This window comes from Rhodococcus zopfii NBRC 100606 = JCM 9919 (assembly GCF_001895025.1).
Lineage (GTDB): Bacteria > Actinomycetota > Actinomycetes > Mycobacteriales > Mycobacteriaceae > Rhodococcus > Rhodococcus zopfii.
On sequence record NZ_BCXI01000031.1, the window covers coordinates 1 to 22,509 of the forward strand.

A 22,509-nucleotide genomic window follows, 5' to 3' on the forward strand; every position below is an offset into this window, starting at 1 on the left:
TCGCGCTGTGCTGGGCGATGATCGCGCGTACGGTCCGCCGGCACCGCCCGCAGTCCGACCCCGCCCCGCAGGCCGCGGCGATCTCCTTCGAACTGCGCGCACCGCGGTTCACGATCTCGTTCACGAGGTCGCCGGTGACGCCGTGACACAGGCAGATGTACATGGGTCGCTCCGTCAGTCGAGGAACAGGTCGATCTGCGGGTGGTCGCCGCCGCCGTAGCGCGACAGATCGGTGACCCCGGCCTCAGTGAGCACGTCGGCATCGATGAAGCAGCGGCCGGTGGTCTCGCGGGCCGGGCGGGCGAGGATCTCGACGGCAGCGTCGGCCATGATCTCGGGGCTACGCGAGGACGAGAGGAGCGTGGTGCCGTCCTGCATGTTCGCGACCGCGGACGTCGCGATGAAGGTCTGCGGCCACAGGCAGTTCGCGGCGATGCCTTCCGCGGCGTACTCGGCGGCGAAACCCAGTGTCAGCAGTGACATTCCGTACTTGGACAGCGTGTACGCGGGATGGACCCCGAGCCAGTACGGGTTCATGTTGACCGGCGGCGAGATGGTGAGTACGTGCGGGTTCGCGGACTTGCGCAGGTGCGGAACGGCGGCCTTCGTCATGAGGAAGGTGCCGCGGCAGTTGATCTCCTGCATGAGGTCGTAACGCTTGGCCGACAGGTCCTCGGTGGAGCCGGTCGCGATCGCGCTCGCGTTGTTCACGCAGATGTCGACACCGCCGAACCGGTCGACTGCCGTGTCGATCAGGCGCTGGACGTCGTCCTCGTTGCGGACGTCCCCGACCACGGCGACGGCCTTGCCGCCGGCCGCTTCGATGTCCGCGACCGCGGTGTGGACGGTGCCCTGCAGTTTCGGGTGGGGTTCGGCGGTCTTGGCGAGCAGAACGACGTTGGCGCCCTGCTTCGCCGCGGCGACCGCGATGGCCAGGCCGATTCCACGGCTGGCACCGGAGATCACCATGGTGCGGTCGGACAGTGCATTGGGCTGGCTCGACATCGTTCTCCCTGCAATCGGTGGTTCACACGCAGCGTTCTCGCTGATGATATTGGCATTCTCATTTTCTGCAAGTATCGTATCCGGCGTGAACGACTTCGCTGAGACCTCGTCGGGAATCCCCGTGGATGCGGTGTACGGACCGGCCGACCGGGACGTCGAACCGCCCGCCCCGGGGGAGTTCCCCTTCACCCGCGGCAACTTCGCGACCGGCTACCGAGGTCGGCTGTGGACGTTCCGCCAGTACTCGGGATTCGGTACCGCAGAGGAATCCAATCGGCGCTACCGGTATCTCCTGGACCAGGGCGGCACCGGGTTGTCCGTCGCGCTCGACCTGCCGACGCAGTGCGGGTACGACTCCGACGACCCGGAATACGGCGAGGAGGTCGGCCGCGTCGGCGTCGCCGTCGACACCCTCGCCGACGCCGAGATCCTGTTCGACGGAATCCCACTCGACAAGATCAGCACCAGCTTCACCATCAACGGCACGGCCGCGATACTGCTCGCGTTCTACGTCGCCGCCGCGGAGAAGTCCGGTGTCCCCCGAGAGAAGCTCACCGGCACGATCCAGAACGACATCCTCAAGGAATACGCCTCACGCGGAACGTGGATCTGGCCGCCCGACCCGTCGCTGCGGCTGATCGCCGACACCATCGAGTTCTGCGCCGCGGAGGTCCCGCGGTTCAACGCGATCTCGGTGGCGGGCGCGCACTTCCGTGACGCCGGCGCGAACGCCGTGCAGGAGATGGCGTTCACCCTCGCCGACGGCGTCACCTACTGCGACACCGTCGTCGAGCGCGGGCGCATGACGATCGACCAGTTCGCCCCGCAGATCTCGTTCTTCTTCTACACCCACGGCGACTTCTTCGAGGAGATCGCGAAATACCGTGCGGGACGGCGCCGCTGGGCGACCATCGTGCGGGAACGCTACGGCGCGAAGACGGAGAAGGCGTCGATGTTCCGCTTCGGCTGCGTCGCCGGCGGTGCGTCGTTGTACGCCCCGCAGGCCCAGAACAATCTGGTACGCGTCGCGTACGAGTCGATGGCCTCGGTGCTCGGCGGCGTCCAGTCGATGTTCACGGCCGCATGGGACGAGCCGTTCGCGCTGCCCAGCGAGGAGTCGGCGACGCTCGCGCTGCGCACCCAGCAGATCCTCGCGTACGAGACCGGTGTCGCGCGGGTCGCCGATCCGCTCGGTGGTTCGTACTTCGTCGAGGCCCTCACGGACGCGACGGAGGAGAAGATCGTCGAGATCATGACGGATCTCGAGCAGCACGGTGGCATGGTCCGCGCGATCGAGGACGGCTACCTGCAGGGTCTCATCGCGGACGAGGCCTACAAGCTCCACCTCGACATCGAGGCGGGCGAGCGCACGGTCGTCGGTGTCAACAAGTTCACCTCGAACGAACCGCCACCGGAGATCAGCACCTACGAGCTCGACGCGGAAGGTCGCGAACTGCAGCTCAAGCGGCTCGCGAAGGTCAAGGCCGAACGCGATCCCGAGCTGGTCCGCACCAGTCTCGCCGCCCTGTCCCGCGCCGCGGAAGGAACCGACAACATCATGCACAAACTGATCGACTGCGCCAACGCGTACTGCACCGTCGGCGAGATGGTCTCCGCGCTCAAGGCCGTGTGGGGCGAGTTCCAGCAGCCGGTGGTGTTCTGATGACCGCCCGCATCCTCGTCGCCAAGCCCGGACTCGACGGCCACGACCGTGGCGCCAAGATCGTCGCGCGGGCCCTGCGCGACGCCGGTTTCGAGGTCATCTATACCGGCATCCGCCAGCGCATCGAGGACATCGTCTCGATCGCCCTGCAGGAGGACGTCGCGGTCGTCGGCCTGAGCATCCTCTCGGGTGCGCACATCGCACTGACCACCCGCACGGTCGAGGCACTCGAGGCCGCCGGCGCCGGCGACATCGCGGTGATCGTCGGCGGCACCATCCCGCAGGGCGACGTGCCGAAACTGCTCTCCGCGGGCGCCGCGGCCGTGTTCCCCACGAGCACCCCGCTGGACGTCCTGGTCACCGAGGTGCGCAAGCTGACCGGCACCGGCAACCCGGCGTGACCGCAACACACCCAATTTCACCGCCGCGACGCTCCCTCGGGCGTGCGGGAACCCGGATCTCGACAAACGTGGAGGAATCGTGCGGATCGGAGTGATGGTCGGGCCCGAACAGGGTGACACCGCTCGCAAGGTCGACCGGATGCTGAAGGACGTCGAGTGGGCGGAAGCCGCCGGCCTCGACACCGTGTGGGTGCCCCAGATCCCCACGGACTTCGACGCATTGACTGCGGTCGCGCTGATGGGCGTCCGCACCTCGCGGATCGAGATCGGCACCGCCGTGGTGCCCTTGCAGGCGCAGCATCCGGTGCACCTGGTGCGCCAGGCGCTGTCCACACACGCCGCACTCGGCGGCCGGCTCGCGCTCGGTGTCGGACCGTCGCACCACTGGATCGTGCAGGACATGCTCGGTCTGCCCTACGAGAAGCCCGCCAAGTTCACCCGGGACTACCTCGAGGTGCTCGGTGCGATGAAGAATCTGCCCGGTTCGATCGACGTCGAGAACGACACGTTCAGGGTGCACAATCCGCTCGACATCGCACCGGTGGCGCCGATGCCTGTCCTCGTCGCCGCGCTCGGTCCGGTCATGCTGAAGATCGCCGGTGAGCGCGCCGACGGCACGGTGTTGTGGATGGCCGACGAACGCGCCATCGGCGAGCACATCGCACCGCGCATCACCAAGGCCGCCGCGGAGGCCGGCCGGCCCGATCCGCGGATCGTCGCCGGCGTCCCGGTGTGCCTGTGCGCGCCGTCGGAGGTGGATATCGCCCGCGAACGCGCCAACCGGATCCTCGCCGAGGCCGAGATCTCACCGAACTACCAGCGGCTCCTCGAACAGGGCGAGTCGAAGGACATCGGCGACATGGCCATCGTCGGCGACGAGGACGCGATCCTCGCCGGCTTCCGCAGGTACGAGGAGGCCGGTGTCACCGACCTGTCGATGCGGCTGCTGCCGATCGGCAACACCCGCGACGAACTCGTCGCCTCCAAGTACCGCACCCGCGATGTCGTCTCCGAACTCGTCAAGGAACTGCGGTGAGTGCCGGTCCGCTCGAGGGGATCAAGATCCTGGAGGTCGGCCACATCCTCGCCGGACCGTACGCGACGATGATGCTGGCCGATCTCGGCGCCGAGGTCACCAAGGTGGAACCGCCCACCGGCGACCTCTCGCGGCAGGTCAGCGACGCGTACTTCGCGAGCCTCAACCGCGGCAAGCGCAGCATCTGCCTCGATCTCGGCACCGACGAGGGGCAACGCCGGCTCGGGGAGCTCGCCGCCGAATCCCATGCCCTGCTGGTCAATCTCAAGCCGTCCGCGATCCGCAAGTACGGCCTGACGTACGACGCGCTGCGCAAGTGGAACGACAAGATCGTGTGCGTCGCACTCACCGGCTACGGGCTCGACTCCGGTGACGATCCGGCATTCGACTACGTGATCCAGGCGTTGACCGGGGTCGCGTCGCTCACCGGCGACCCGGACGGTCCGCCGACCCTGCCCGGCTACTCGGCGGCGGACAACTCCACCGGTCTGACCGCCGCCCTGGGTCTGCTTGCCCAGATCGTCTCGGGCCGTGGCGGACAGGTCGACGTGTCGTTGCGCGACGTCATGCTCTCGCAGCTCAACTACCGCGCCTCCGCCTACCTCAACGAGGGCACCGAACCGCGCCGCATGCTGCACGGGGCGCACTCGTACTATGTTCCGGCGCAACTCTTTCCGACTTCGGAGGGCTATCTCGCGCTGTTCGTCACGCACGACGGATTCTGGCGGTCGTTCGCGAAGGAAGCGGGCATCGACGGATTCACGACGATGGCCGAGCGGGCCCGGAACCGCGACGAGGTCCTCGCCGCTGTGACCGCGGTCCTCGCGACCGACACCGCCGCCGGATGGGAAGCGCGGCTGCGGCCGCTCGGTGTGCCGTCTGCTGCGGTCCGGTCCCTGCCGGAGGCGCTCGCGGAGACCCCCGAATCCGTCGTCACGGCGGGCGATTTCCGGCTCGTCGGCAGTCCCGTCAAGGTCGCCGGCTACGAACCGCAATACGGTGCGCCGCCGCGGCTCGGTGAGCACGGCGCACTTCCGGCTCGCTCCTGACCCCCGTCGCCCGTGCGCGGTTTTGGTAGCTGGTGCTACCAAAAACGCGCACGGGGCGGGTTGTTCGTCACTCGTACTTGACCTTGATCGACGGGGTGTCCGGCACGGCCTGGCACGTGAGCACATAGCCCTCCTCGACCTCGTCGTCACTGAGTGCGTCGTTGGTGCGCATGGTCGCGCAACCTTCGGTCACCTGCGCCATGCAGGTGCCGCAGTTGCCCATCTCGCAGAAGAACGGTGGCGTCAGGCCCGCGCGCCGAGCGCTTTCGAGCAGGGTCTCGCCCTTCTGGCGGGGCACCGTGCCCTTCTTGCGTCCGACGAAGATCGTGACGGTGCCCTCTTCCTCGTCCGCGTCGGCCGCCGCATCGGTGTCCGATACCCCCGCAGTCGCGGGGTCCGCAGCCGCGGGGGCAGCGCCGAAACGCTCGCTGAACACGCGGCCCGGGCCGGTCAGCGTCGACTCGATCAGATCCATGAACGGCTCCGGGCCGCACAGGTAGCTGTCCGCGCCGACGTCGGTGCCGACGAACGCGCGGATGGCATCCGCGTCGAGCAGGCCCTTCTCGTCGTCGAGGTGACGCACGACGGTCAGGCGGTCCGGGTACTGCGCGACCAGCGCATCGAGGACGGATTCGAAGATCGCCGACGGGTGATCGCGGTCGGCGCACAGCAGCCGGACCGGACGGTCGGTGGTGGCCAGTGTGGACTTGGCGAGCGACAGGATCGGGGTGATGCCGCTGCCCCCGCTGAACCCGAGCAGCGGCTCGGGACTCTCACGCAGGCAGAACGTGCCGGTGGGCCGGCTGATCTCCAGATCGTCGCCCTCGGAGACGTTGTCGAGCAACCAGTTCGACACCTTGCCACCGGGTACGCGTTTGACGGTGACCATGAGTTCGGTGTCGGTCTCGGGAGCACTGGACATCGAGTACGAGCGGTACAACTCGGTGCCGTCGACGGTGACTTTGAAGTTGCAGAACTGCCCCGCGCGGTAGGTGAACGGTCCGTCGTGGGGAGCGAGCACGAACGACCGGGCGTCGTCGGTCTCCTTCACGATCCGGGTCACCCGCGCGTGCTGGAACATAGGGGGTCTCGCCATGGATCGTCTCCTCCTCGGGGATTGTTCTACTGCATGGAGAATTATATTCTCACCTACGATATAGGATCTTCTCCATGTCGAGTACCACCCGAGAGGAGGCGAAGTTGCCGGACCCTACGATCGGACGGACGCGGAACGCGACCACCGCACTGGTGTTCGAGGACCGCGCGTACAGCCGTGCCGAGCTCGACGCACTCGCGTGCGGCCTGGCGACGCAGTTGGCCGAGCGCGGCGCCGCTGCGGGCACCCGGGTCGCGCTGATGTCGTCGAACCGGCCGGAATTCGTCGTGGCCGTGCAGGCGATCTGGCGGCTCGGAGCGTCCGTGGTGCTGCTGAGCCCGGCTTACAAGCACGACGAGGTCGCGCATGCCCTCGAACTGACCCGCCCGATCGCCGCGGTCGGCGACCATCCCGTCCTCGCCGAACAGGCCGACATGCTGAACCTCGACGAGCCGATCACGCCGGTGACCGGCGAGGCAGCGAATGGCGGCCTCGACCCGGCGGCGGAGGCGGTGCTGGTATTCAGCTCGGGCACGACCGGGATGCCCAAGGCCGTCCGGCACACCCACGGCTCCCTCGCCGCCGCCGTCGCACACTGGCGCGACGCGCTGCAACTGACCTCCGCGGACCGGATGCAGGTGCTCACCCCGCCCTCACACATCCTGGGCATCCTCAACATCGTCACCGCGCTGGAGGTCGGCGCGTGGCTCCGGCTGCACCGCCGCTTCGACATCGACCTGATGCTCCGGCACATCGAGAGCGACGGGATCACCGTCGAGATGGCCGTCGCGCCGATCGCCCTGGCGATCGCCCAGCATCCGGATCTCGAGTCGTACGACCTGTCGTCGCTGCGCTACATCATGTGGGGCGCAACCCCGGTCACCGCGAGCATCGCCGACATCGTCACCCGCCGCACCGGGGTCGGGTGGGTCCCGGCGTACGGCGCCAGCGAACTCCCGGTCATCGCCTGCAATCCGATCGACGGTGCGCGGCTGGACAGCGTCGGACGTCCCGTCCCCGGCGTGAGTGTGCGCGTCGTCTCGCTCGATACCGGCGAGATCCTGCCGGCGAACGGTGTCGGCGAGATCCAGGTTCGCGCCGAGTCCCTCATGGCCGGATATCTACCCGCCGACGCGAATCCGGACGCCTTCGACGACGGCTGGTACCGCACCGGCGACGTCGGCTACCTCGACGAGGACGGCTGGCTGCGGCTCACCGACCGGTCGAAGGAAATGATCAAGGTCAAGGGATTCCAGGTCGCGCCGGCCGAGGTCGAGAGCGTGCTGCACGGGCACCCCGACGTCGCCGACTGTGCCGTGTTCGGCGTGCCCGACCCGGTGACCGGCGAGGCCGTCATCGCTGCGGTCGTGACCGGAACCCCCGTCACCGAAGCCGAATTGATCGCCCTGGTCGGCGACCGGCTGGCGTCCTACAAACGCCCGAGCCGGATCCTGTTCGTCCCCGAAATCCCTCGCCTGCCCTCCGGCAAGGTGTTGCGCCGAGTACTCAAGGAGCGCCATGGACGTCCGTCTGACGAGTGAACAACGACAATTACGTGATGCGGCAGCGAAACTGGCCGACGACCTCGGACCGGGCTCGGTCCTGGATCTCGACGACGACAGCCGTGTCGCCCGGCTCGAGAAGGCGGTCGACACGACCGGGTGGCGCGCTCTCCGCTCCGACGGTGCGTCCGGTGTCGAGGTCGCGATCGTCGCGGAGGAGTTCGGTCGCGGTCTCGTCGACGTGCCGTTCCTCGGCCCGGTCCTCGCCGACGACCTGCGCCGCCACCTCGGCGACGACCAGTCCCCGTGGGCTGTCGGTGTCGGGGGTGAGGCCGTCGACGCACGCGGCCTCGACCACGCGGTTGTTCTGCAGGACAGGAAGATCCGTGCGGCGCCGGTCGGTTCCGGTATCGCCGCCGCGGATCTGACCCGCCGCTTTGCGGAACTGGGCGAGCCGGGCGAGCCGCTCGGTGAACTGTCCGCCGAGGACGCCGACCGCTGGTACGCGCTGGCCCTCGTCGCGACCACCGCGGACCTCCTCGGCACGTCCCGCGGCGTGCACGACCTCGCCGTCGAGTACGCGAAGATGCGCGAGCAGTACGGTCACACCATCGGGTCGTACCAGGCGGTCGCGAACATGCTGGCCGAGAGCCGGGCGCTGATCGAGGGGTCGATCAGCGTGCTGCGGCACGCGGCATGGGCCGTGGACGAACTCGACACGGCCGCCGCGATCCAGGCCGGCAAGGTCGCGAAGATCTATTGTGCCCGTGCCGCTCTCGCGATCTGTGAGACCTCGATCCAGGTGCACGGCGGCATCGGCAACACCTGGGAGTGCCTCGCGCACGTCTACCTGCGGCGGGCCCTGGCGTCCATCGAACTGTTCCCCGTGAGCCTGAAGGAGATCGATCTTGGAGTTTCGTGATTCGCCGGAGGAAGCCGCGTTCCGCGACCGTCTGAGGTCCTGGCTCGCGACCACGGCCAAGCAATTCCCGACGTCGGGCGACGAGTACTGGGCGAAACAGCCCGAGTGGCATCGCGCGTTGTACAGCGCCGGCTTCTTCGGGCTGTCGTGGCCCAACGAGTTCGGTGGGCAGGACCTGCCGCCGGTGTACGACGTCATCCTCGACGAGGAACTCGCGATCGCCGGTGCGCCGGCCCGCCCGAGCCTGGGCTACCTGGTGATCGGTCTCGGCCACCACGGCAGCAAGGAACTGCAGCAGGAGTTCCTGCCCGGCATGATCAACGGCACCGAACGCTGGTGTCAGGGCTTCAGCGAACCGGGAGCCGGATCGGACCTGGCGTCGCTGACGACGACCGCGACCCGCGAGGGCGACGAGTACGTCATCCACGGGCACAAGATCTGGACCAGCTATTCCGACGTCGCCGACTGGTGCCTGCTGCTCGCCCGCACCGAACCGGACAAGCCGCGGCACAAGGGCATTTCGGCGTTCATCGTCGACATGCATCAGGACGGGATCGAACAGCGACCGCTGAAGATGATCAGCGGTGTCACCAAGGAATTCGGGCAGGTGCTGTTCGACGGTGCCCGCGTGCCGGCGTCCCGGATGGTCGGCAATCCCGGCGAGGGTTGGAAGCTGGCCATGACGGTGGTCGGGCACGAGCGGGAACCGTCCACGCTCGGGTTCGCGGCGCGCTACGCCAAGACCGTCCGTGAACTCGCGGCCCGGTCCGACGGCCCGCCGTCCGACGAACTGGCTTGGGCGGCAGTGCAGTCGGAGATGCTGCGGTTGCACGTGCGCCGCCGGTTGTCCGAACAGCTCGACGGCCTCGTCCACGGCTCGGAAGGCTCGCTCGACAAGCTGCTCATGACATGGGTCGAACAGTCGGTGGGGCATGCGGCGCTGTCGGAGGCCGGGACTCGCGACACCGAGATGTTCGGCGCGTACATGTACAGCCGCGCGCAGTCCGTCATGGGCGGCACGTCGCAGATCCAGAAGAACATCGTGGCCTCGCGCATCCTCGGATTGGGAGTTTGACATGTACGACATGCCGGAAGAGATCGACGTCCGCGCGGACGGTTCGCTGCGCATCATCACGCTGAACCGGCCGGACGCGCTGAACGCCGTCAACGACGACCTGCACCACGGGCTCGCGCAGCTGTGGCCGCAACTGACGGCGGACCGCACCGCGCGTGCGGCGGTGATCACCGGTGCCGGTAAGGCGTTCTCCGCGGGTGGCGACTTCGCGTATCTCGCGGAGCTGGCGCAGGACGAGGATCTGCGTGCCAAGACGATCGCGGACGGTCGCGAGCTGGTGATCGGCATGGCGCGCTGCCGGATTCCCGTGGTCGCGGCCGTCAACGGGCCGGCCGTCGGCCTGGGCTGCAGCCTGGTGGCGCTCAGCGACATCGTGTACATGGCGGAGAACGCGTACCTCGCCGATCCGCACGTGCAGGTCGGGCTGGTCGCGGCCGATGGTGGCCCGCTCACGTGGCCGCTGCAGATCAGTCTGTTGCAGACCAAGGAGTTCGCGCTCCTCGGCACGCGTATCCCGGCGGAACGGGCCCTTGCGCTCGGTCTCGCCAACCATGTCGTCGCCGACCCGCTCACCGAGGCCCTGGCTGCTGCCAAGAAGCTCTCCGAGCTTCCGCAGAAGGCGGTCGAGAGCACCAAGCGGCTGGTGAACATCCACCTCGAGCGCGCGATCCTCGCGAGCCTCGACTACGCGATGACCGCCGAGGACCTCACGTTCCAGAGCGCCGATTTCCATGCCAACATCGCCAGGCTCACGGCCAAGAAGGGCTGACGCCCGTGTGTCTTCTGGCCCTCCGCAACGCCTCACCCGGCTCCCGATCGTCGGTTCACGCGCTGACCGGCACGAACACGTTCTTCTGCTCGTCACCGTCCAGCGGGGTGACGAGGTGGCCCGTGTCCACGGCGCGGTAGGCCGCGGGTGAGTCCGAACCGGTTCCGACGCCCCGACGAAGCGCGTTGGATACACGCCGGGTCAGTCGGGAAAGCGAGTACCTGCACGGGCGGTCCTTCGTTGGGGCGGGACGCCCACCACATGGCGTGGCGCGGTGCCGGGGTGTTTCACCCCGGCACCCGCGTCCGCCGTGGTCGCTTCGGCTGGTAGACCTCCCACTTCACCGAACTCCTCGCCCCGCGCCGTGGTCGGCGACAGGATCTCCATCAACTTCGAGATCGAGGCGGGCCTGCAGGTCTGATCGGTCTCGCGCAGGCCGTGCACCCGTCACAGCTCCGCCCCCGCCGTGGCGGGTGCACGCCTGTGTCGCGGTCCTCGGCCGGGGAACCGGCTCAGCGAGAGCGTGCGAGAGACCGGCTGTCGCCCCGAAACTCGGCAACGACCCTGTCCCGAACACGCACAGTGACGTCGTAGATACCATTGCGGCCGTAGCGTTCCCGCTCGACTGCCTGCGCGACGAGCTCGTCACCCAGACGTGTGGGCGCAAGGAACCGAATATCCGCCCGCGCGGCGACCGCAGGCTCACCGTATCCGTTGCACGCAAGCGCAAATGCTGTGTCCGCCAGGGCGAAGACCAATCCACCGTGCGTGATTCCGTGCCCGTTCACCATCGTCTCGCCGACCGTCATCGATGCGACTGCGCGGCCTGGGGCCAGTTCCCGAAGCTCGATCCCGAGCGCCTTCGATGCCACATCGGCATCGAACATCTCTTGCGCCGAACGGTATTCGATGGTCATGCTTCTCCCGTCGGACAGTGGAGCGGTTCCACTTCCTGGGTGAACATCGTCACCCCTCCGGTGGCGAAGTTGCGAACGTCCCTGCCTGCTTCCCGCATCTCCTTCGACGCCAGTCCGGCGTGCATGGTCTCGGCATCGGGGAAGCACAGCGACGCAATCGAATAGTAGGCGGGGCTGCCGCCGTCGAGCGCGCTGCATTTCCCCCAGGTGTAGCCCGACAGGCCGGGGATCCTCCGCGCCAACGGGATGTGCGTGGCGCGATAGTGGGCGTCGAAGGCCTCGGGATCCTTGGGATGACCGTAACAGACCACCACCTTGAACCCCATGTCAGAGCCCTCCATCGTCGGACGCTCCCTTGGCGACGAGGGTGAGGACGTCGTAGGTCGCTACGGCGTCGCCGTTCTGATTCGCGACCACAGCGTCCCACCGCACCTCGCCGTAGTCGGCGCTACTGCGCGGTGTGATCAGCTTCGCCGTCAACGTCACGGTCAGACTGTCGCCCGCCTTCACCGGAGTCAGGAAGCGGAGGCTGTCGACGCCGAAGTTCGCGAGGACAGGCCCCGGGTTCGGCTCGACGAAAAGCCCGGCCGCGAGCGAGACCACGAGGTAGCCGTGCGCGACGATGCCGCCGAAGAGGGGGTTCGCCGCCGCGGCAGCGGGATCGGTGTGCGCATAGAAGGTGTCGCCGGTGAACTCCGCGAAATGGTCGATGTCCGCCAGTGTGACCTGCCGCGGTCCTCCGACAACCGTGTCCCCGATCCGCAGCTCCGCCAGATTCTTCCGGAACGGATGGACACCCTCGTCGGCTCGCCGTGATCCGGGAACCCAACGGTTGCCGACTGCGGTCAGGATGTCGGGGGTCGCCTGGATCGCGGTGCGCTGCATGTGGTGCAGGACTCCGCGGATGCCACCGAGTTCCTCACCGCCGCCGGCGCGGCCCGGGCCGCCGTGCACGAGCACGGGCAGCGGCGAGCCGTGCCCGGTCGATTCCCGCGCATCATCCCGGTTGAGAACGAGGACGCGTCCATGGAAGGGCGCCAGCCCCAGCACGATGTCGCGGGCGAGCCCGGATTCGCGGGTGACGAGGGAAGCGACCAGACTGCCCTTGCCGCGGGCCGCGAGTTCGAGCAGCTCGTCGGTGCCGTCGTATCCGATCACCGTACTCACCGGACCGAACGCCTCGATGTCGTGCGGCTCGTCGGCAGTCTTGTCGTCACAGCGCAGCAGGATCGGGGGCAGGAACGCGCCGGTCGACCGGTCCGCTCCCACGACGGCGAAGTCCTCCAGGTCCCCCACCACGATCTCCGCAGACTTCGTCAGTCCACGAAGCGCTTTCAAGACCTCGTCGCGCTGCTCGATGCTCGCCAGGGGGCCCATGGTGACTCCCTCGGTGTCGGGGGCGCCGACCACGACCCGCGCGAGGCGGCCACGCGCGGCCTCGACCACCTCGTCGACCAGGCCCGACGGAACGAATGCACGGCGGATCGCGGTGCACTTCTGGCCGGCCTTCACTGTCATCTCCGTGACGAGTTGCCTGACGTAGAGATCGAACTCCTCACTGCGGGGTTCGACGTCCGCACCGAGAATGGAGGCGTTGAGCGAATCCGCCTCGGCATTGAAGTGCACACCTTCTGAGACAACCCTCGGATGGGCCCGCAGCCTTGCCGCGGTGTCGGCGGATCCGGTGAACGCGACCGAGTCCTGCCCACCGAGGTGGTCGAGCAGATCGCCCGCGCTGCCCGAGAGCAGCTGGACCGACCCTTCCGGTAGCACTCCGGACTCGATGATGCGGCGGAACACCAGTTCGGTGAGATAGGCCGTCTGACTTGCCGGTTTGACGATCGACGGCACTCCGGCGATGAATGCCGGCGCCAGCTTCTCGAGGAACCCCCACACGGGGAAGTTGAATGCGTTGATCTGGACGGCGACACCGCGACGCGAGGTGTAGACATGCTGGCCGAGGAACGTCCCCGCCTTGCCGAGTTGCTCGTGGGGCCCGTCGAGGTGGACGGTGTCGTTCGGCAGTTCGCGCCGTGCTTTGCTCGCGTAGCTCAGGAGAGTTCCGAAGCCGCCGTCGATGTCGACACCAGAGTCGCGTCGCGTCGCGCCGGTGGCAGTGGACAGTTCGTAGAACTCGTCCTTGCCGGCCATGAGCGTCAGGGCCAGCGCCTTCAGCGCTGCGGCGCGCTCGTGGAAGGTCAGTTCGGCCAGGGCGGGCCCACCGACCGCACGGGCATACGTCACCATCCTGGCAACGTCGAGCCCGGTCGACGAGATGCGCGCCACCTCGGAACCGTCGACTGCGCTCAGCAGCGGCGTTCCGGCATCGGGTGCCGTGTACCAGCTCCCGGCCACGTAACTTTGCACTAACCTGCTCACGACAACCTCTTCTCACCGTACGTTCGGTCGGTAATTAGGATCGCCGGAATACCGTCGGATTGTCAAGGTAGAAGACGAATTCCGACCACCCTTGCAGAACTCGACCGAATCGCTCGAACCCTTGCGTACCGACCGAAGGTTCGGTTATTAATGGACACCAGCACGCTGCGAAGGAGACGAAAGTGGTGCAAGCAATCCTGATGCGCGGAGCCCGCATCCCACACGAGTGCTCAGGCCGGACCCTCGCCTGGATCCCCCTAGCGAGTGAGGCGCCGTGAACACCCTGACGATCGACGATCGGGCTGACCGGATGGTGGTCACTCTCCATCGTCCGCAGCAGCGAAACGCGATCAACGCCGAAATGATCTCCGAGCTGTACCAGGTATGCGCGCTTCTCGAGGACGCGCCGAAGCCGCTGCTGATCAGCGGATCCGGTGATCACTTCGCGGCTGGGGCCGACATCGCGGAGCTACGGGAGCGGGGTCGGGACGAGGCGCTCGCGGGTATCAATCGCAATCTCTTCGATCGCGTCGCAGGGCTGCCGATGCCCACAGTTGCGGCGGTGAGCGGATTCGCGCTCGGCGGCGGCGCGGAACTGTCGTACGCCTGCGACATCCGGGTCGCAACGGACACCGCGGTGTTCGGCAACCCCGAGCCGGGTCTCGGCATCATGGCCGCTGCCGGCGCCAGCTATCGCCTGCAGGAACTGGTCGGCACGTCGATCGCCAAGCAGGTGCTCCTCGCCGGCCGAAACCTCGACGCGGCGGCGGCGCTACGTTGCGGGCTCGTGATCAGCGTCGTCCCCCCGGACGAACACGTTGCCGCCGCGCACGACATCGTCGATTGCATCAACCGCTCCGCACCACTCGCGCTCCGGCTCAGCAAGCTGATCGCCGACGCACCCGGATCCCACCCCTTCGCCGACGACATCGCGCAGGCGGTGTTGTTCGAGAGCCGGGACAAACACGACCGCATGACGGCCTTTCTGGAGAAGAAGAAATGACGAGCACAATCCCCGGCCGTGTCGGTGTCGTCGGCGGTGGACGAATGGGCGCCGGAATCACGCAGGTGTTCGCGACACTCGGTTCCACCGTCACTGTCGTCGAGAGCGGCGATCGACAGGCGGCATTCACCCGCGTTTCGGACGGACTGGACCGCGCCCACGAACGCGGAAGGCTCGGCGAATCCGATCCGGCGACCATACTCGGACGCGTGTCGCTCGTCGACGCACCGGAAGAGCTGCCCTCCGGACTCGATCTCGTGGTCGAGGCCGTCCCGGAATCCCTGCAGCTCAAGCTCGGCGTGCTCACCCTCGTGGAGAAGACCGTCGATCCGACAACGGTGATCGCGACCAACACCAGCTCCATCTCGATCGCCGATCTCGGCGCGGCGCTGGACGATCCCCGTCGACTGATCGGCATGCACTTCTTCAATCCGGTACCGGCGTCGACGCTCGTCGAGATCATTCGGACTCCCTCGACCGACACCGACGTCGTGGCACGGGTGTGCGAGTGGGTCTCCCAGCTCGGCAAGTCCCGAGTACTCGTCAACGATTCGCCCGGCTTCGCAACGAGCAGGCTCGGTGTCTGCCTCGGACTCGAGGCGATCCGGATGCTCGAGGAAGGTGTCGCAGACGCTGAGTCCATCGATCGTGCAATGGAACTGGGATATCGGCACCCTATGGGTCCGCTACGTTCGACCGACCTCGTGGGCCTGGACGTTCGACTCGCCATCGCCGAGCACCTGACGGACACGCTCGGCGAACGCTTCCGGCCACCGGCTCTGCTCCGCGAGAAGGTCGCGCGAGGCGAACTCGGGCGCAAGTCGGGTCGAGGCTTCTTCACGTGGTCCTGAGACGACGCTCGGGCCCGTACCCCACTGACAGGAGGCATATTCCATGAGCGGCATCGAGACGGTCGGGCTGACCACGACTGCGGGTCTGGCGACGATCACCCTGCGCCGCGCCGGCGCATCCAACGCGCTCGATCGCGAAGTGAAGGAACGGTTGTCGGCTGCGGTCGAGGCGGTGGCCGCGGACCGAACGGTGCGCGCGCTCTTCCTCGAGGCCGAGGGCAGGAACTTCTGCGTCGGTCAGGACCTCACCGAACATGCAGCGGGCCTGGCGTCGGACCCCGCACGGGCGATGGATACCGTCGGCGCGCACTACAACCCGTTACTCACTGCGCTCGCCGCAGTGCGCGTACCGGTGGTCGTCGCGATCAACGGGGCGTGCGTGGGGGCCGGGCTGGGTATCGCGTTGGCAGGAGACATCCGCATCGCCGGGGAGAGCGCAAGGTTCGCCACCGCCTTCACCGGGATCGGACTGGCGGGCGATTCCGGATTGAGCCACACGCTGGTCGAGATGCTCGGTCCGAGCCGTGCCACGGGCCTGCTGATGCTCGGCGACCAATTCTCGGCTGCCCAGGCCCTCGACTGGGGTCTGGTCCACCGGGTCGTGCCCGACGCCGACCTCGCCGAGGCGGCCCGGGCGCTGGCCGCTGAGTTCGCGGCTGGACCGACTGCGGCCCACGTGCACGTGAAGCGCCTCGTGTCCGCGTCGTTCGCGGGCCTCACCGAGGCGCTCGAGCGTGAACGCCAGGCGCAAGAGGACCTGGGCCGCTCGGCGGATCATCGCGCCGCGGTCGACGCCTTCCTCGCCAAACGCGCACCGGTCTTCGAAGGCCGCTGACCGCGCCCGCGCGCTTGTGTCGCGCGTCACTTCCATGCATACTCTCACCAACCGATCATTCGGTATTAGAAGCAGGACATATGACCTCATCTACTGCAGAAAATGAGCTCCAGAGCCACTTTGAGGAGACCATCTCGGCCGACCTGCGAGTCGAGCCGCGGGACTGGATGCCCGAGGGTTACCGCAAGACCCTGATCCGGCAGATCGCGCAGCACGCGCACTCCGAGATCATCGGCATGCAGCCCGAGGGCGCATGGCTCACCCGGGCGCCGTCACTGCGCCGCAAGGCGATCCTGACGGCGAAGGTGCAGGACGAGGCCGGGCACGGCCTGTATCTGTACTCCGCGGCGGAGACACTCGGCGCCGACCGCGGCGACCTCACCGAGAAACTGCTCGACGGCCGGCAGAAGTACTCGTCGATCTTCAACTATCCGACCCTGACCTTCGCCGATGTCGGCGTGATCGGTTGGCTCGTCGACGGTGCCGCGATCTGCAATCAGGTTCCGTTGTGTCGCAGTTCCTTCGGGCCCTACGCGCGGGCGATGATCCGTGTGTGCAAGGAGGAATCGTTCCATCAGCGGCAGGGCTACGAGCTGCTCATGACGATGATGCGCGGCACCGATGCCCAGCGCGAGATGGTGCAGGAGTCGGTCAACCGCTGGTGGTGGCCGGCCCTGATGATGTTCGGCCCGCCGGACGACCGGTCACCGAACTCGGAGCAGTCGATGAAGTGGCGCATCAAGCGACACACGAACGACGAACTCCGCCAGCGGTTCGTCGACATGTCGATACCGCAGGCCGAGGCACTGGGCGTGACATTCCCGGACCCGGACCTGAAATGGAACGCCGAGCGCGGTGCGCACGACTTCGGCGAACCCGACTGGAGCGAATTCATGCAGGTGATTGCGGGGAACGGTGCGTCGAGCATCGAGCGCATCACCAACCGCCGCGCCGCGCACGAGAACGGTACCTGGGTACGCGAGGCCGCCACCGCCTTCGCCCGCCAGGCGAGCACGAAGGAGAACGCATGATGAATGCAGCCGACCGAGCCACCAGCGCCGACTGGCCGTTGTACGAGGTATTCCTCCGCGGCAAGCGCGGACTCAATCACGTCCATGTCGGTTCGCTGCATGCCGCCGACGACGAGATGGCGCTCAGGCACGCCCGCGACGTGTACACCAGGCGCAATGAAGGCGTGAGTATCTGGGTGGTGCAGGCGAACTCGATCGCGGCATCCAGCCCGTCCGAGAAGGATCCGTACTTCGCGCCCAGTGGCGACAAGGTCTACCGCCACCCCACCTTCTACGAAATCCCCGACAACGTTCCCCACATGTGACCCGGCCGGCTCGCTCGCGCGGCCGTCCACAATCTTCGAGGATGCACGATGACCGACCACGACCACGCCTACGACGGCCTCGTCGACGAGGACAGCCACGACCAGTGGGTCTTCGGCACCAGCTTCGACGACCCACTGGCCGGCGTCGACACCACGGCCCCCGACGACGTCGATCTCTCGGCGCTCGCCACCTACTGTCTGATGCTCGGCGACGATGCGCTGATCAGTTCGCAGCGCCTGACCGAGTGGGTCACGCGTGCACCGGAACTCGAAGAGGAGGTCGCCCTCGCCAACGTCGCGCTCGACCTGCTCGGCCAGGCGCGCCTTCTCCTGGCGCGGGCGGCCGCGGCCGACGCGGCCGTCGTGCCCCACGTCTCCGACACGGCACAGCTTCCGGGTGAGGATGCCCTCGCCTTCTTCCGCGACGAGAACCAGTTTCGCAACGTCCGACTCGTCGAGATCGACAACGGTGACTTTGCGCAGACCGTGATTCGCCTGCTGGTGTTCTCGACGTGGCGACTCGCACTCCTCGACGGGTTACGGGAGTCCCGTGATCCGGTCCTTGCCGCCGTGGCCGTCAAAGGCGTCAAGGAACTCACCTACCACCGCGACTACGCCGCCCGCTGGACCGTCACACTTGGTTGCGGCACAGCCGAATCGAAAGCGCGGATGGAATCGGCCCTCGACCGCGTGTGGCCGTACGTGGACGAGCTCTTCGTCCCCACCAGCGAGGAACGCGCGCTCGCTGCGGTGGGTGTAGCGGTCGATCCCGGCGAGCTACGGGAGGAGTTCGACACAGTTCTCGATCAGGTGTTGCACGCTGCCGAGCTGTCCGCGCCGACCGGCCGCGTCGCCGGCACGGTAGGAGGACGTGCGGGCCGTCAGGGCCTGCACAGCGAAGCGCTCGGATTGCTCCTGGCCGAGATGCAAGTGGTCGCCCGGGCGCATCCGGAAGGCGTGTGGTGACATGTCCGCTTCCACACACGCCGAGCTGCACGTCCGCGGTGCGCGGCGTATCGCGGAGTCGGTTCTCGACCCCGAGATGCCGATGCTGACCCTCGCGGATCTCGGTGTCCTGCGCGATGTCGAGGTGGGAGCAGACGGTGCCGTGGTCGTCATCATTACCCCCACCTATTCGGGCTGCCCCGCCATGGCCACGATGCGCGACGACATCCAGCACCGTCTGCAGCTCGCGGGCTTCCCCTCGGTCGAGGTGAGGACCACGCTCTCGCCTCCATGGAGCACCGACTGGATAACCGACGAGGGACGTCGGAAACTGCACGAGAACGGCTACTCCACTCCCGGCCCGGCTCCACGCCGCAGTACTGGCCCGGTGCCGTTGACGCTCACCGCCGCTCCTCGGACGATCGAATGCCCGCGGTGCGGTAGTGCCGACACCCACCTCGACTCCGAATTCGGCGCGACATTGTGCAAGGCCCTCTACCGGTGCCTCGATTGCCTGGAGCCCTTCGATCATGTGAAAGAGATCTGAATATGGACACTGTGGACACCACGAGACCCGCTGTCTCGACGCGCAACAGGCCCTTCCACACCCTCACGGTCGCAGCAGTCGAGGCGCTGTGCGACGACGCCGCTGCCGTCACCTTCGAGATTCCTGCCGATCTTTCCGGGGAGTTCGCGTTCGGCGCCGGACAATCCCTCACGCTCCGTCGCACCGTGGATGGCGTCGAGCACCGACGCTCGTACTCCATCTGCGCCCCAATCGGTTCCACGCCCCGTATCGGGGTCCGCGAAGTCACCGACGGGCTCTTCTCGAACTGGCTGGTCCACCAGGTACGCCGGGGCGACAGGATCGATGTCCAGCCCCCTTCCGGATCGTTCGTCGCCGATCCCGCCGCCGGTGGCCGGCACGTCCTGATCGCGGCGGGCTCCGGAATCACCCCGATGCTCTCGATCGCCGCGACGATGCTCGTCAACCCTGAGACCGAAGTGGTTCTCCTCTATGGGAATCGGCACACGCGTTCGGTGATGTTCGCCGAGGAGATCGCAGACCTCAAGGATCGATACGGTGCGCGCTTCCACGTCGTCCACGTCCTGTCTCGGGAGCCCCGTGAGGTGGAGCTCTTCTCCGGCCGTCTCGACGCCGACCGGCTCCGCGCGATCTTCGGTGCCGTGGTGCCGATCGCCGGTGTCGATCATTTCTGGTTGTGCGGGCCGTACGGCATGGTCACCGATGCCGAGTTCGTACTCGGCGAGCTGGGCGTCGACCCGAAGCGTGTCCGCCAAGAACTGTTCTATGTCGACGACGTGCCCCCATCCCCGGCACGTCACCGTGACGAGGGGGTCACCGGCCCGAGCAGCGAGGTCACCCTCGTCCTCGACGGACGCTCGACCACCGCGACGTTGCCGCGGAACGAGACGATCCTCGACGCCGCAGAGAGCTATCGATCGGATCTGCCGTTCGCCTGCAAGGGCGGAGTATGTGGCACCTGTCGCGCGAAGGTCACCCACGGAGACGTCGACATGCGACGCAACTACGCGCTCGAGGACTACGAGGTCGATGCCGGCTTCGTCCTCACCTGCCAGAGTTATCCGGACAGCGGCGACGTGACCGTCGACTTCGACGCCTGACCGCCCGGCCCACCCTTCACCGCATCAACCCAGTCGCGCCCGACCGCGGCACCCGGAGACCACTATGACCAGCACTGTCACCCCGTCACAGGACATCGAATTCGCAACGCGCGACCGAATCTCGTCCCTGCAGCTCGAGCGCCTCCAGTGGTCGCTGCGCCACGCCTACGCGAACGTCCCGCACTACCGGAAGTCGTTCGACGACGCCGGGGTCCACCCCAGCGATCTCAAGGACCTCTGCGACCTCGCGAAGTTCCCGGTCACCACGAAGGCAGACCTGCGGGACAACTACCCGTTCGGAATGTTCGCAGTGCCACAGGATCGCGTGTCACGAATTCACGCATCGTCGGGAACGACGGGACGTCCCACCGTGGTCGGGTACACCGCGACCGACCTCGACAACTGGGCCGACCTGATCGCGCGGAGCCTTCGCGCCGGCGGCGTGAAACCGTCCGACAAGGTCCACGTCGCCTACGGGTACGGATTGTTCACTGGCGGACTCGGTGCCCACTACGGCGCAGAAAGGCTGGGCTGCACGGTCATTCCGATGTCGGGAGGGATGACCGAGCGTCAGATCCAGCTGATCGAGGATTTCCGCCCGGATGCGATCATGGTCACCCCGTCGTACATGCTCACGATCGTCGACGCGATGATCGCCAAGGGAATCGATCCCGCCCGAACGTCACTGCGCACGGGCGTCTTCGGAGCGGAGCCGTGGACCGAGGAGATGCGCGGTGAACTCGAGCAGCAGTTGAACATGGACGCCGTCGACATCTACGGTTTGTCCGAGGTCATGGGTCCTGGGGTCGCGATGGAGTGTGTGGAAACCAAGGACGGACTTCACATCTGGGAGGACCACTTCTATCCGGAGGTGATCGACCCGATCACCGGCGAGGTGCTGCCCGACGGTGAGGAGGGCGAACTCGTCTTCACCTCGCTCACCAAGGAGGCGATGCCGATCGTTCGATACCGCACCCGCGACCTCACCCGACTGCTACCGGGCACCGCGCGCACGATGCGTCGCATACAGAAGGTGACCGGCCGCACCGACGACATGATCATCCTGCGCGGGGTCAATCTCTTTCCGACGCAGATCGAGGAGCTCATTCTCGCGGTGCCCGGTCTGGCTCCTCAGTTCCAGTGCGTTCTCGACCGCCCCGGCCGCATGGACGAGCTGACCGTCCGCGTCGAGTCCCGGGCGAACGGCTCGACTCACGAGGCCGACCAGCAGGCCGGCAGGCTGCGGAAGTTGGTGAAGGATCGCATCGGTGTCACCGTCGTCGTGGAGGTCCTGTCCCCGGGGAGCCTGGACCGATCGATCGGCAAAGCTCGTCGCCTGATAGACAATCGACCTTCCTGAAAATGATTGGGGCGCCCCGGATCCGATCCGAGGCGCCCCGCGTCTTGTCGGTACGTCCGTCACCCGGAAACCCGGGTCAGGCTTTCATCCCATCGAAGGTGAGTGCGACTACCGCGTCGGCGAGCTCGGGAACCGATTCGCCCCCGCGAGGCCTGTACCACTCGATCAGCGAGTTGACCATCCCGAACACCAGCCGGCTCGTGAGCGCCGGGTCGATCCCCGGCCTGAGGTCGCCCTCCTCGGCGGCTGCCACCACCAGATCACTCACGAAGGCATCGAATTCCCGCCGGCGCGCGAGTGCGCGTCGTTCGACCGCGGTATTCCCACGAACCCTGAGAAGCAATGTCACATAGGGAAGCTCGGTCACGAGCACCTCGACGCTTCGCCGCACGAGGTACTCGAGTCGATCGATGGACCGGCCGCTGGTCACCTGATCTTCGGTCGTCACCGCGAAGAGCGCGTTGAGGGCCCGGGCCAGCGCGAGTTCCAGGAGCTCCGTCTTGCCGGATACATGGTGGTAGATCGACGACTTCGTGATGCCGAGCCGCTGGGCAAGCGCCTCCATGCTGGTGCCGTCGTACCCCTTGTCGTTGAACACCTTCACCGCAACGGCAAGCAACGAGTCGAGATCGTATCCCGGTCGCCCGGGCGACCCCGTTCTTTGGACTGAACCTGCCGCCGCCACTCGCGCGTTCCTTCCAGGACGTGGACACCCCGC

General features: G+C 67.2%; 24 protein-coding genes. 17 read left to right on the plus strand and 7 right to left on the minus strand.

Annotated features, from left to right (window positions below):
- Together RZ1_RS19130 and RZ1_RS19135 are read right to left on the minus strand one after the other, a co-directional pair.
- Positions 1-163: (2Fe-2S)-binding protein (locus tag RZ1_RS19130; RefSeq protein WP_072814093.1), on the minus strand; the 163-nt coding region annotated here is incomplete at its 3' end.
- Positions 164-174: 11 nt separating this feature from the next.
- The gene (locus RZ1_RS19135) at positions 175-1,005 is read right to left on the minus strand and encodes an SDR family oxidoreductase (protein WP_072814094.1); all 831 of its coding nucleotides are present in this window, start codon (positions 1,003-1,005) and stop codon (positions 175-177) included.
- 43 nt (positions 1,006-1,048) lie between these two features.
- On the opposite strand from RZ1_RS19135, the gene RZ1_RS19140 reads away from it, so the two are divergent.
- From RZ1_RS19140 to RZ1_RS19155, 4 genes are all read left to right on the plus strand, one after another.
- A complete protein-coding gene (locus RZ1_RS19140) occupies positions 1,049-2,668 on the plus strand; it encodes a methylmalonyl-CoA mutase family protein (protein WP_072814095.1) in 1,620 nt (539 codons plus the stop codon).
- Complete coding sequence (locus RZ1_RS19145) at positions 2,668-3,069, plus strand: cobalamin B12-binding domain-containing protein (RefSeq protein WP_072814096.1); 402 nt, start codon at positions 2,668-2,670, stop codon at positions 3,067-3,069. Before RZ1_RS19140 ends, RZ1_RS19145 begins: the two co-directional genes overlap by 1 nt.
- A 79-nt stretch (positions 3,070-3,148) precedes the next feature.
- Positions 3,149-4,105 (plus strand): LLM class F420-dependent oxidoreductase, encoded by a 957-nt coding sequence (locus RZ1_RS19150; protein WP_072814097.1) that lies wholly within the window; start codon positions 3,149-3,151, stop codon positions 4,103-4,105.
- A complete protein-coding gene (locus RZ1_RS19155; RefSeq protein WP_072814098.1) occupies positions 4,102-5,154 on the plus strand; it encodes a CaiB/BaiF CoA transferase family protein in 1,053 nt (350 codons plus the stop codon). Before RZ1_RS19150 ends, RZ1_RS19155 begins: the two co-directional genes overlap by 4 nt.
- A gap of 67 nt (positions 5,155-5,221) precedes the next feature.
- Here the strand turns inward: RZ1_RS19155 and RZ1_RS19160 are convergent, their stop codons facing one another.
- Entirely contained in the window at positions 5,222-6,250 is a 1,029-nt protein-coding gene (locus RZ1_RS19160) for a ferredoxin--NADP reductase (protein WP_072814099.1), read from the minus strand.
- Between the two features lie 74 nt (positions 6,251-6,324).
- Between RZ1_RS19160 and RZ1_RS19165 the strand changes: the two genes are divergently transcribed.
- From RZ1_RS19165 to RZ1_RS19180, 4 genes are read left to right on the plus strand one after another with little or no spacing between them, the layout of a single operon-like run.
- Positions 6,325-7,791 (plus strand): class I adenylate-forming enzyme family protein, encoded by a 1,467-nt coding sequence (locus RZ1_RS19165; RefSeq protein WP_083583782.1) that lies wholly within the window; start codon positions 6,325-6,327, stop codon positions 7,789-7,791.
- Positions 7,769-8,674: an acyl-CoA dehydrogenase family protein gene (locus RZ1_RS19170; protein ID WP_072814193.1), complete on the plus strand. Its 906-nt coding sequence runs from the start codon at positions 7,769-7,771 to the stop codon at positions 8,672-8,674. The genes RZ1_RS19165 and RZ1_RS19170 overlap by 23 nt, the downstream gene beginning before the upstream one ends.
- On the plus strand, positions 8,661-9,749 hold the full coding sequence (locus tag RZ1_RS19175) for an acyl-CoA dehydrogenase family protein (protein WP_072814100.1): 1,089 nt from the start codon (positions 8,661-8,663) through the stop codon (positions 9,747-9,749). Before RZ1_RS19170 ends, RZ1_RS19175 begins: the two co-directional genes overlap by 14 nt.
- A gap of 1 nt (position 9,750) precedes the next feature.
- Positions 9,751-10,518: an enoyl-CoA hydratase/isomerase family protein gene (locus tag RZ1_RS19180; protein ID WP_072814101.1), complete on the plus strand. Its 768-nt coding sequence runs from the start codon at positions 9,751-9,753 to the stop codon at positions 10,516-10,518.
- A gap of 512 nt (positions 10,519-11,030) precedes the next feature.
- Here the strand turns inward: RZ1_RS19180 and paaI are convergent.
- The 3 genes from paaI to paaZ are packed head-to-tail and all read right to left on the minus strand — an operon-like array spanning position 11,031 to position 13,814.
- Complete coding sequence (paaI, locus tag RZ1_RS19185) at positions 11,031-11,435, minus strand: hydroxyphenylacetyl-CoA thioesterase PaaI (protein WP_072814102.1); 405 nt, start codon at positions 11,433-11,435, stop codon at positions 11,031-11,033.
- Positions 11,432-11,761, minus strand: coding sequence for an EthD family reductase (locus RZ1_RS19190; RefSeq protein ID WP_072814103.1), 330 nt, complete (start codon positions 11,759-11,761; stop codon positions 11,432-11,434). The genes paaI and RZ1_RS19190 overlap by 4 nt, the downstream gene beginning before the upstream one ends.
- Before the next feature lies 1 nt (position 11,762).
- Complete coding sequence (paaZ, locus tag RZ1_RS19195) at positions 11,763-13,814, minus strand: phenylacetic acid degradation bifunctional protein PaaZ (RefSeq protein WP_072814104.1); 2,052 nt, start codon at positions 13,812-13,814, stop codon at positions 11,763-11,765.
- A gap of 274 nt (positions 13,815-14,088) precedes the next feature.
- On the opposite strand from paaZ, the gene RZ1_RS19200 reads away from it, so the two are divergent.
- The 9 genes from RZ1_RS19200 (at position 14,089) to paaK (ending at position 21,791) form a co-directional block, all read left to right on the plus strand.
- Positions 14,089-14,817 carry an enoyl-CoA hydratase/isomerase family protein gene (locus tag RZ1_RS19200; RefSeq protein ID WP_072814105.1) on the plus strand — a complete coding sequence of 243 codons (729 nt, stop codon included), beginning with the start codon at positions 14,089-14,091 and terminating at the stop codon, positions 14,815-14,817.
- Positions 14,814-15,668 carry a 3-hydroxyacyl-CoA dehydrogenase family protein gene (locus RZ1_RS19205; RefSeq protein WP_072814106.1) on the plus strand — a complete coding sequence of 285 codons (855 nt, stop codon included), beginning with the start codon at positions 14,814-14,816 and terminating at the stop codon, positions 15,666-15,668. The genes RZ1_RS19200 and RZ1_RS19205 overlap by 4 nt, the downstream gene beginning before the upstream one ends.
- A 43-nt stretch (positions 15,669-15,711) precedes the next feature.
- A complete protein-coding gene (locus RZ1_RS19210; protein WP_072814107.1) occupies positions 15,712-16,503 on the plus strand; it encodes an enoyl-CoA hydratase-related protein in 792 nt (263 codons plus the stop codon).
- Positions 16,504-16,583: 80 nt separating this feature from the next.
- Positions 16,584-17,534, plus strand: coding sequence for a 1,2-phenylacetyl-CoA epoxidase subunit PaaA (gene paaA / locus RZ1_RS19215; RefSeq protein WP_072814108.1), 951 nt, complete (start codon positions 16,584-16,586; stop codon positions 17,532-17,534).
- On the plus strand, positions 17,534-17,839 hold the full coding sequence (paaB, locus tag RZ1_RS19220; RefSeq protein ID WP_072814109.1) for a 1,2-phenylacetyl-CoA epoxidase subunit PaaB: 306 nt from the start codon (positions 17,534-17,536) through the stop codon (positions 17,837-17,839). The genes paaA and paaB overlap by 1 nt, the downstream gene beginning before the upstream one ends.
- Positions 17,840-17,887: 48 nt before the next feature.
- A complete protein-coding gene (paaC, locus tag RZ1_RS19225) occupies positions 17,888-18,805 on the plus strand; it encodes a 1,2-phenylacetyl-CoA epoxidase subunit PaaC (protein ID WP_072814110.1) in 918 nt (305 codons plus the stop codon).
- Position 18,806: 1 nt separating this feature from the next.
- Positions 18,807-19,331 (plus strand): 1,2-phenylacetyl-CoA epoxidase subunit PaaD, encoded by a 525-nt coding sequence (gene paaD, locus RZ1_RS19230; protein ID WP_072814111.1) that lies wholly within the window; start codon positions 18,807-18,809, stop codon positions 19,329-19,331.
- Between the two features lie 2 nt (positions 19,332-19,333).
- A complete protein-coding gene (gene paaE / locus RZ1_RS19235; protein WP_072814112.1) occupies positions 19,334-20,431 on the plus strand; it encodes a 1,2-phenylacetyl-CoA epoxidase subunit PaaE in 1,098 nt (365 codons plus the stop codon).
- Between the two features lie 64 nt (positions 20,432-20,495).
- Entirely contained in the window at positions 20,496-21,791 is a 1,296-nt protein-coding gene (paaK, locus tag RZ1_RS19240) for a phenylacetate--CoA ligase PaaK (RefSeq protein WP_072814113.1), read from the plus strand.
- 76 nt (positions 21,792-21,867) lie between these two features.
- Here paaK and RZ1_RS19245 read toward each other — a convergent pair whose 3' ends face one another.
- Positions 21,868-22,476, minus strand: a complete 609-nt coding sequence (locus RZ1_RS19245; protein ID WP_072814114.1) for a TetR/AcrR family transcriptional regulator — start codon at positions 22,474-22,476, stop codon at positions 21,868-21,870.
- Between the last annotated feature and the right edge of the window lie 33 nt (positions 22,477-22,509).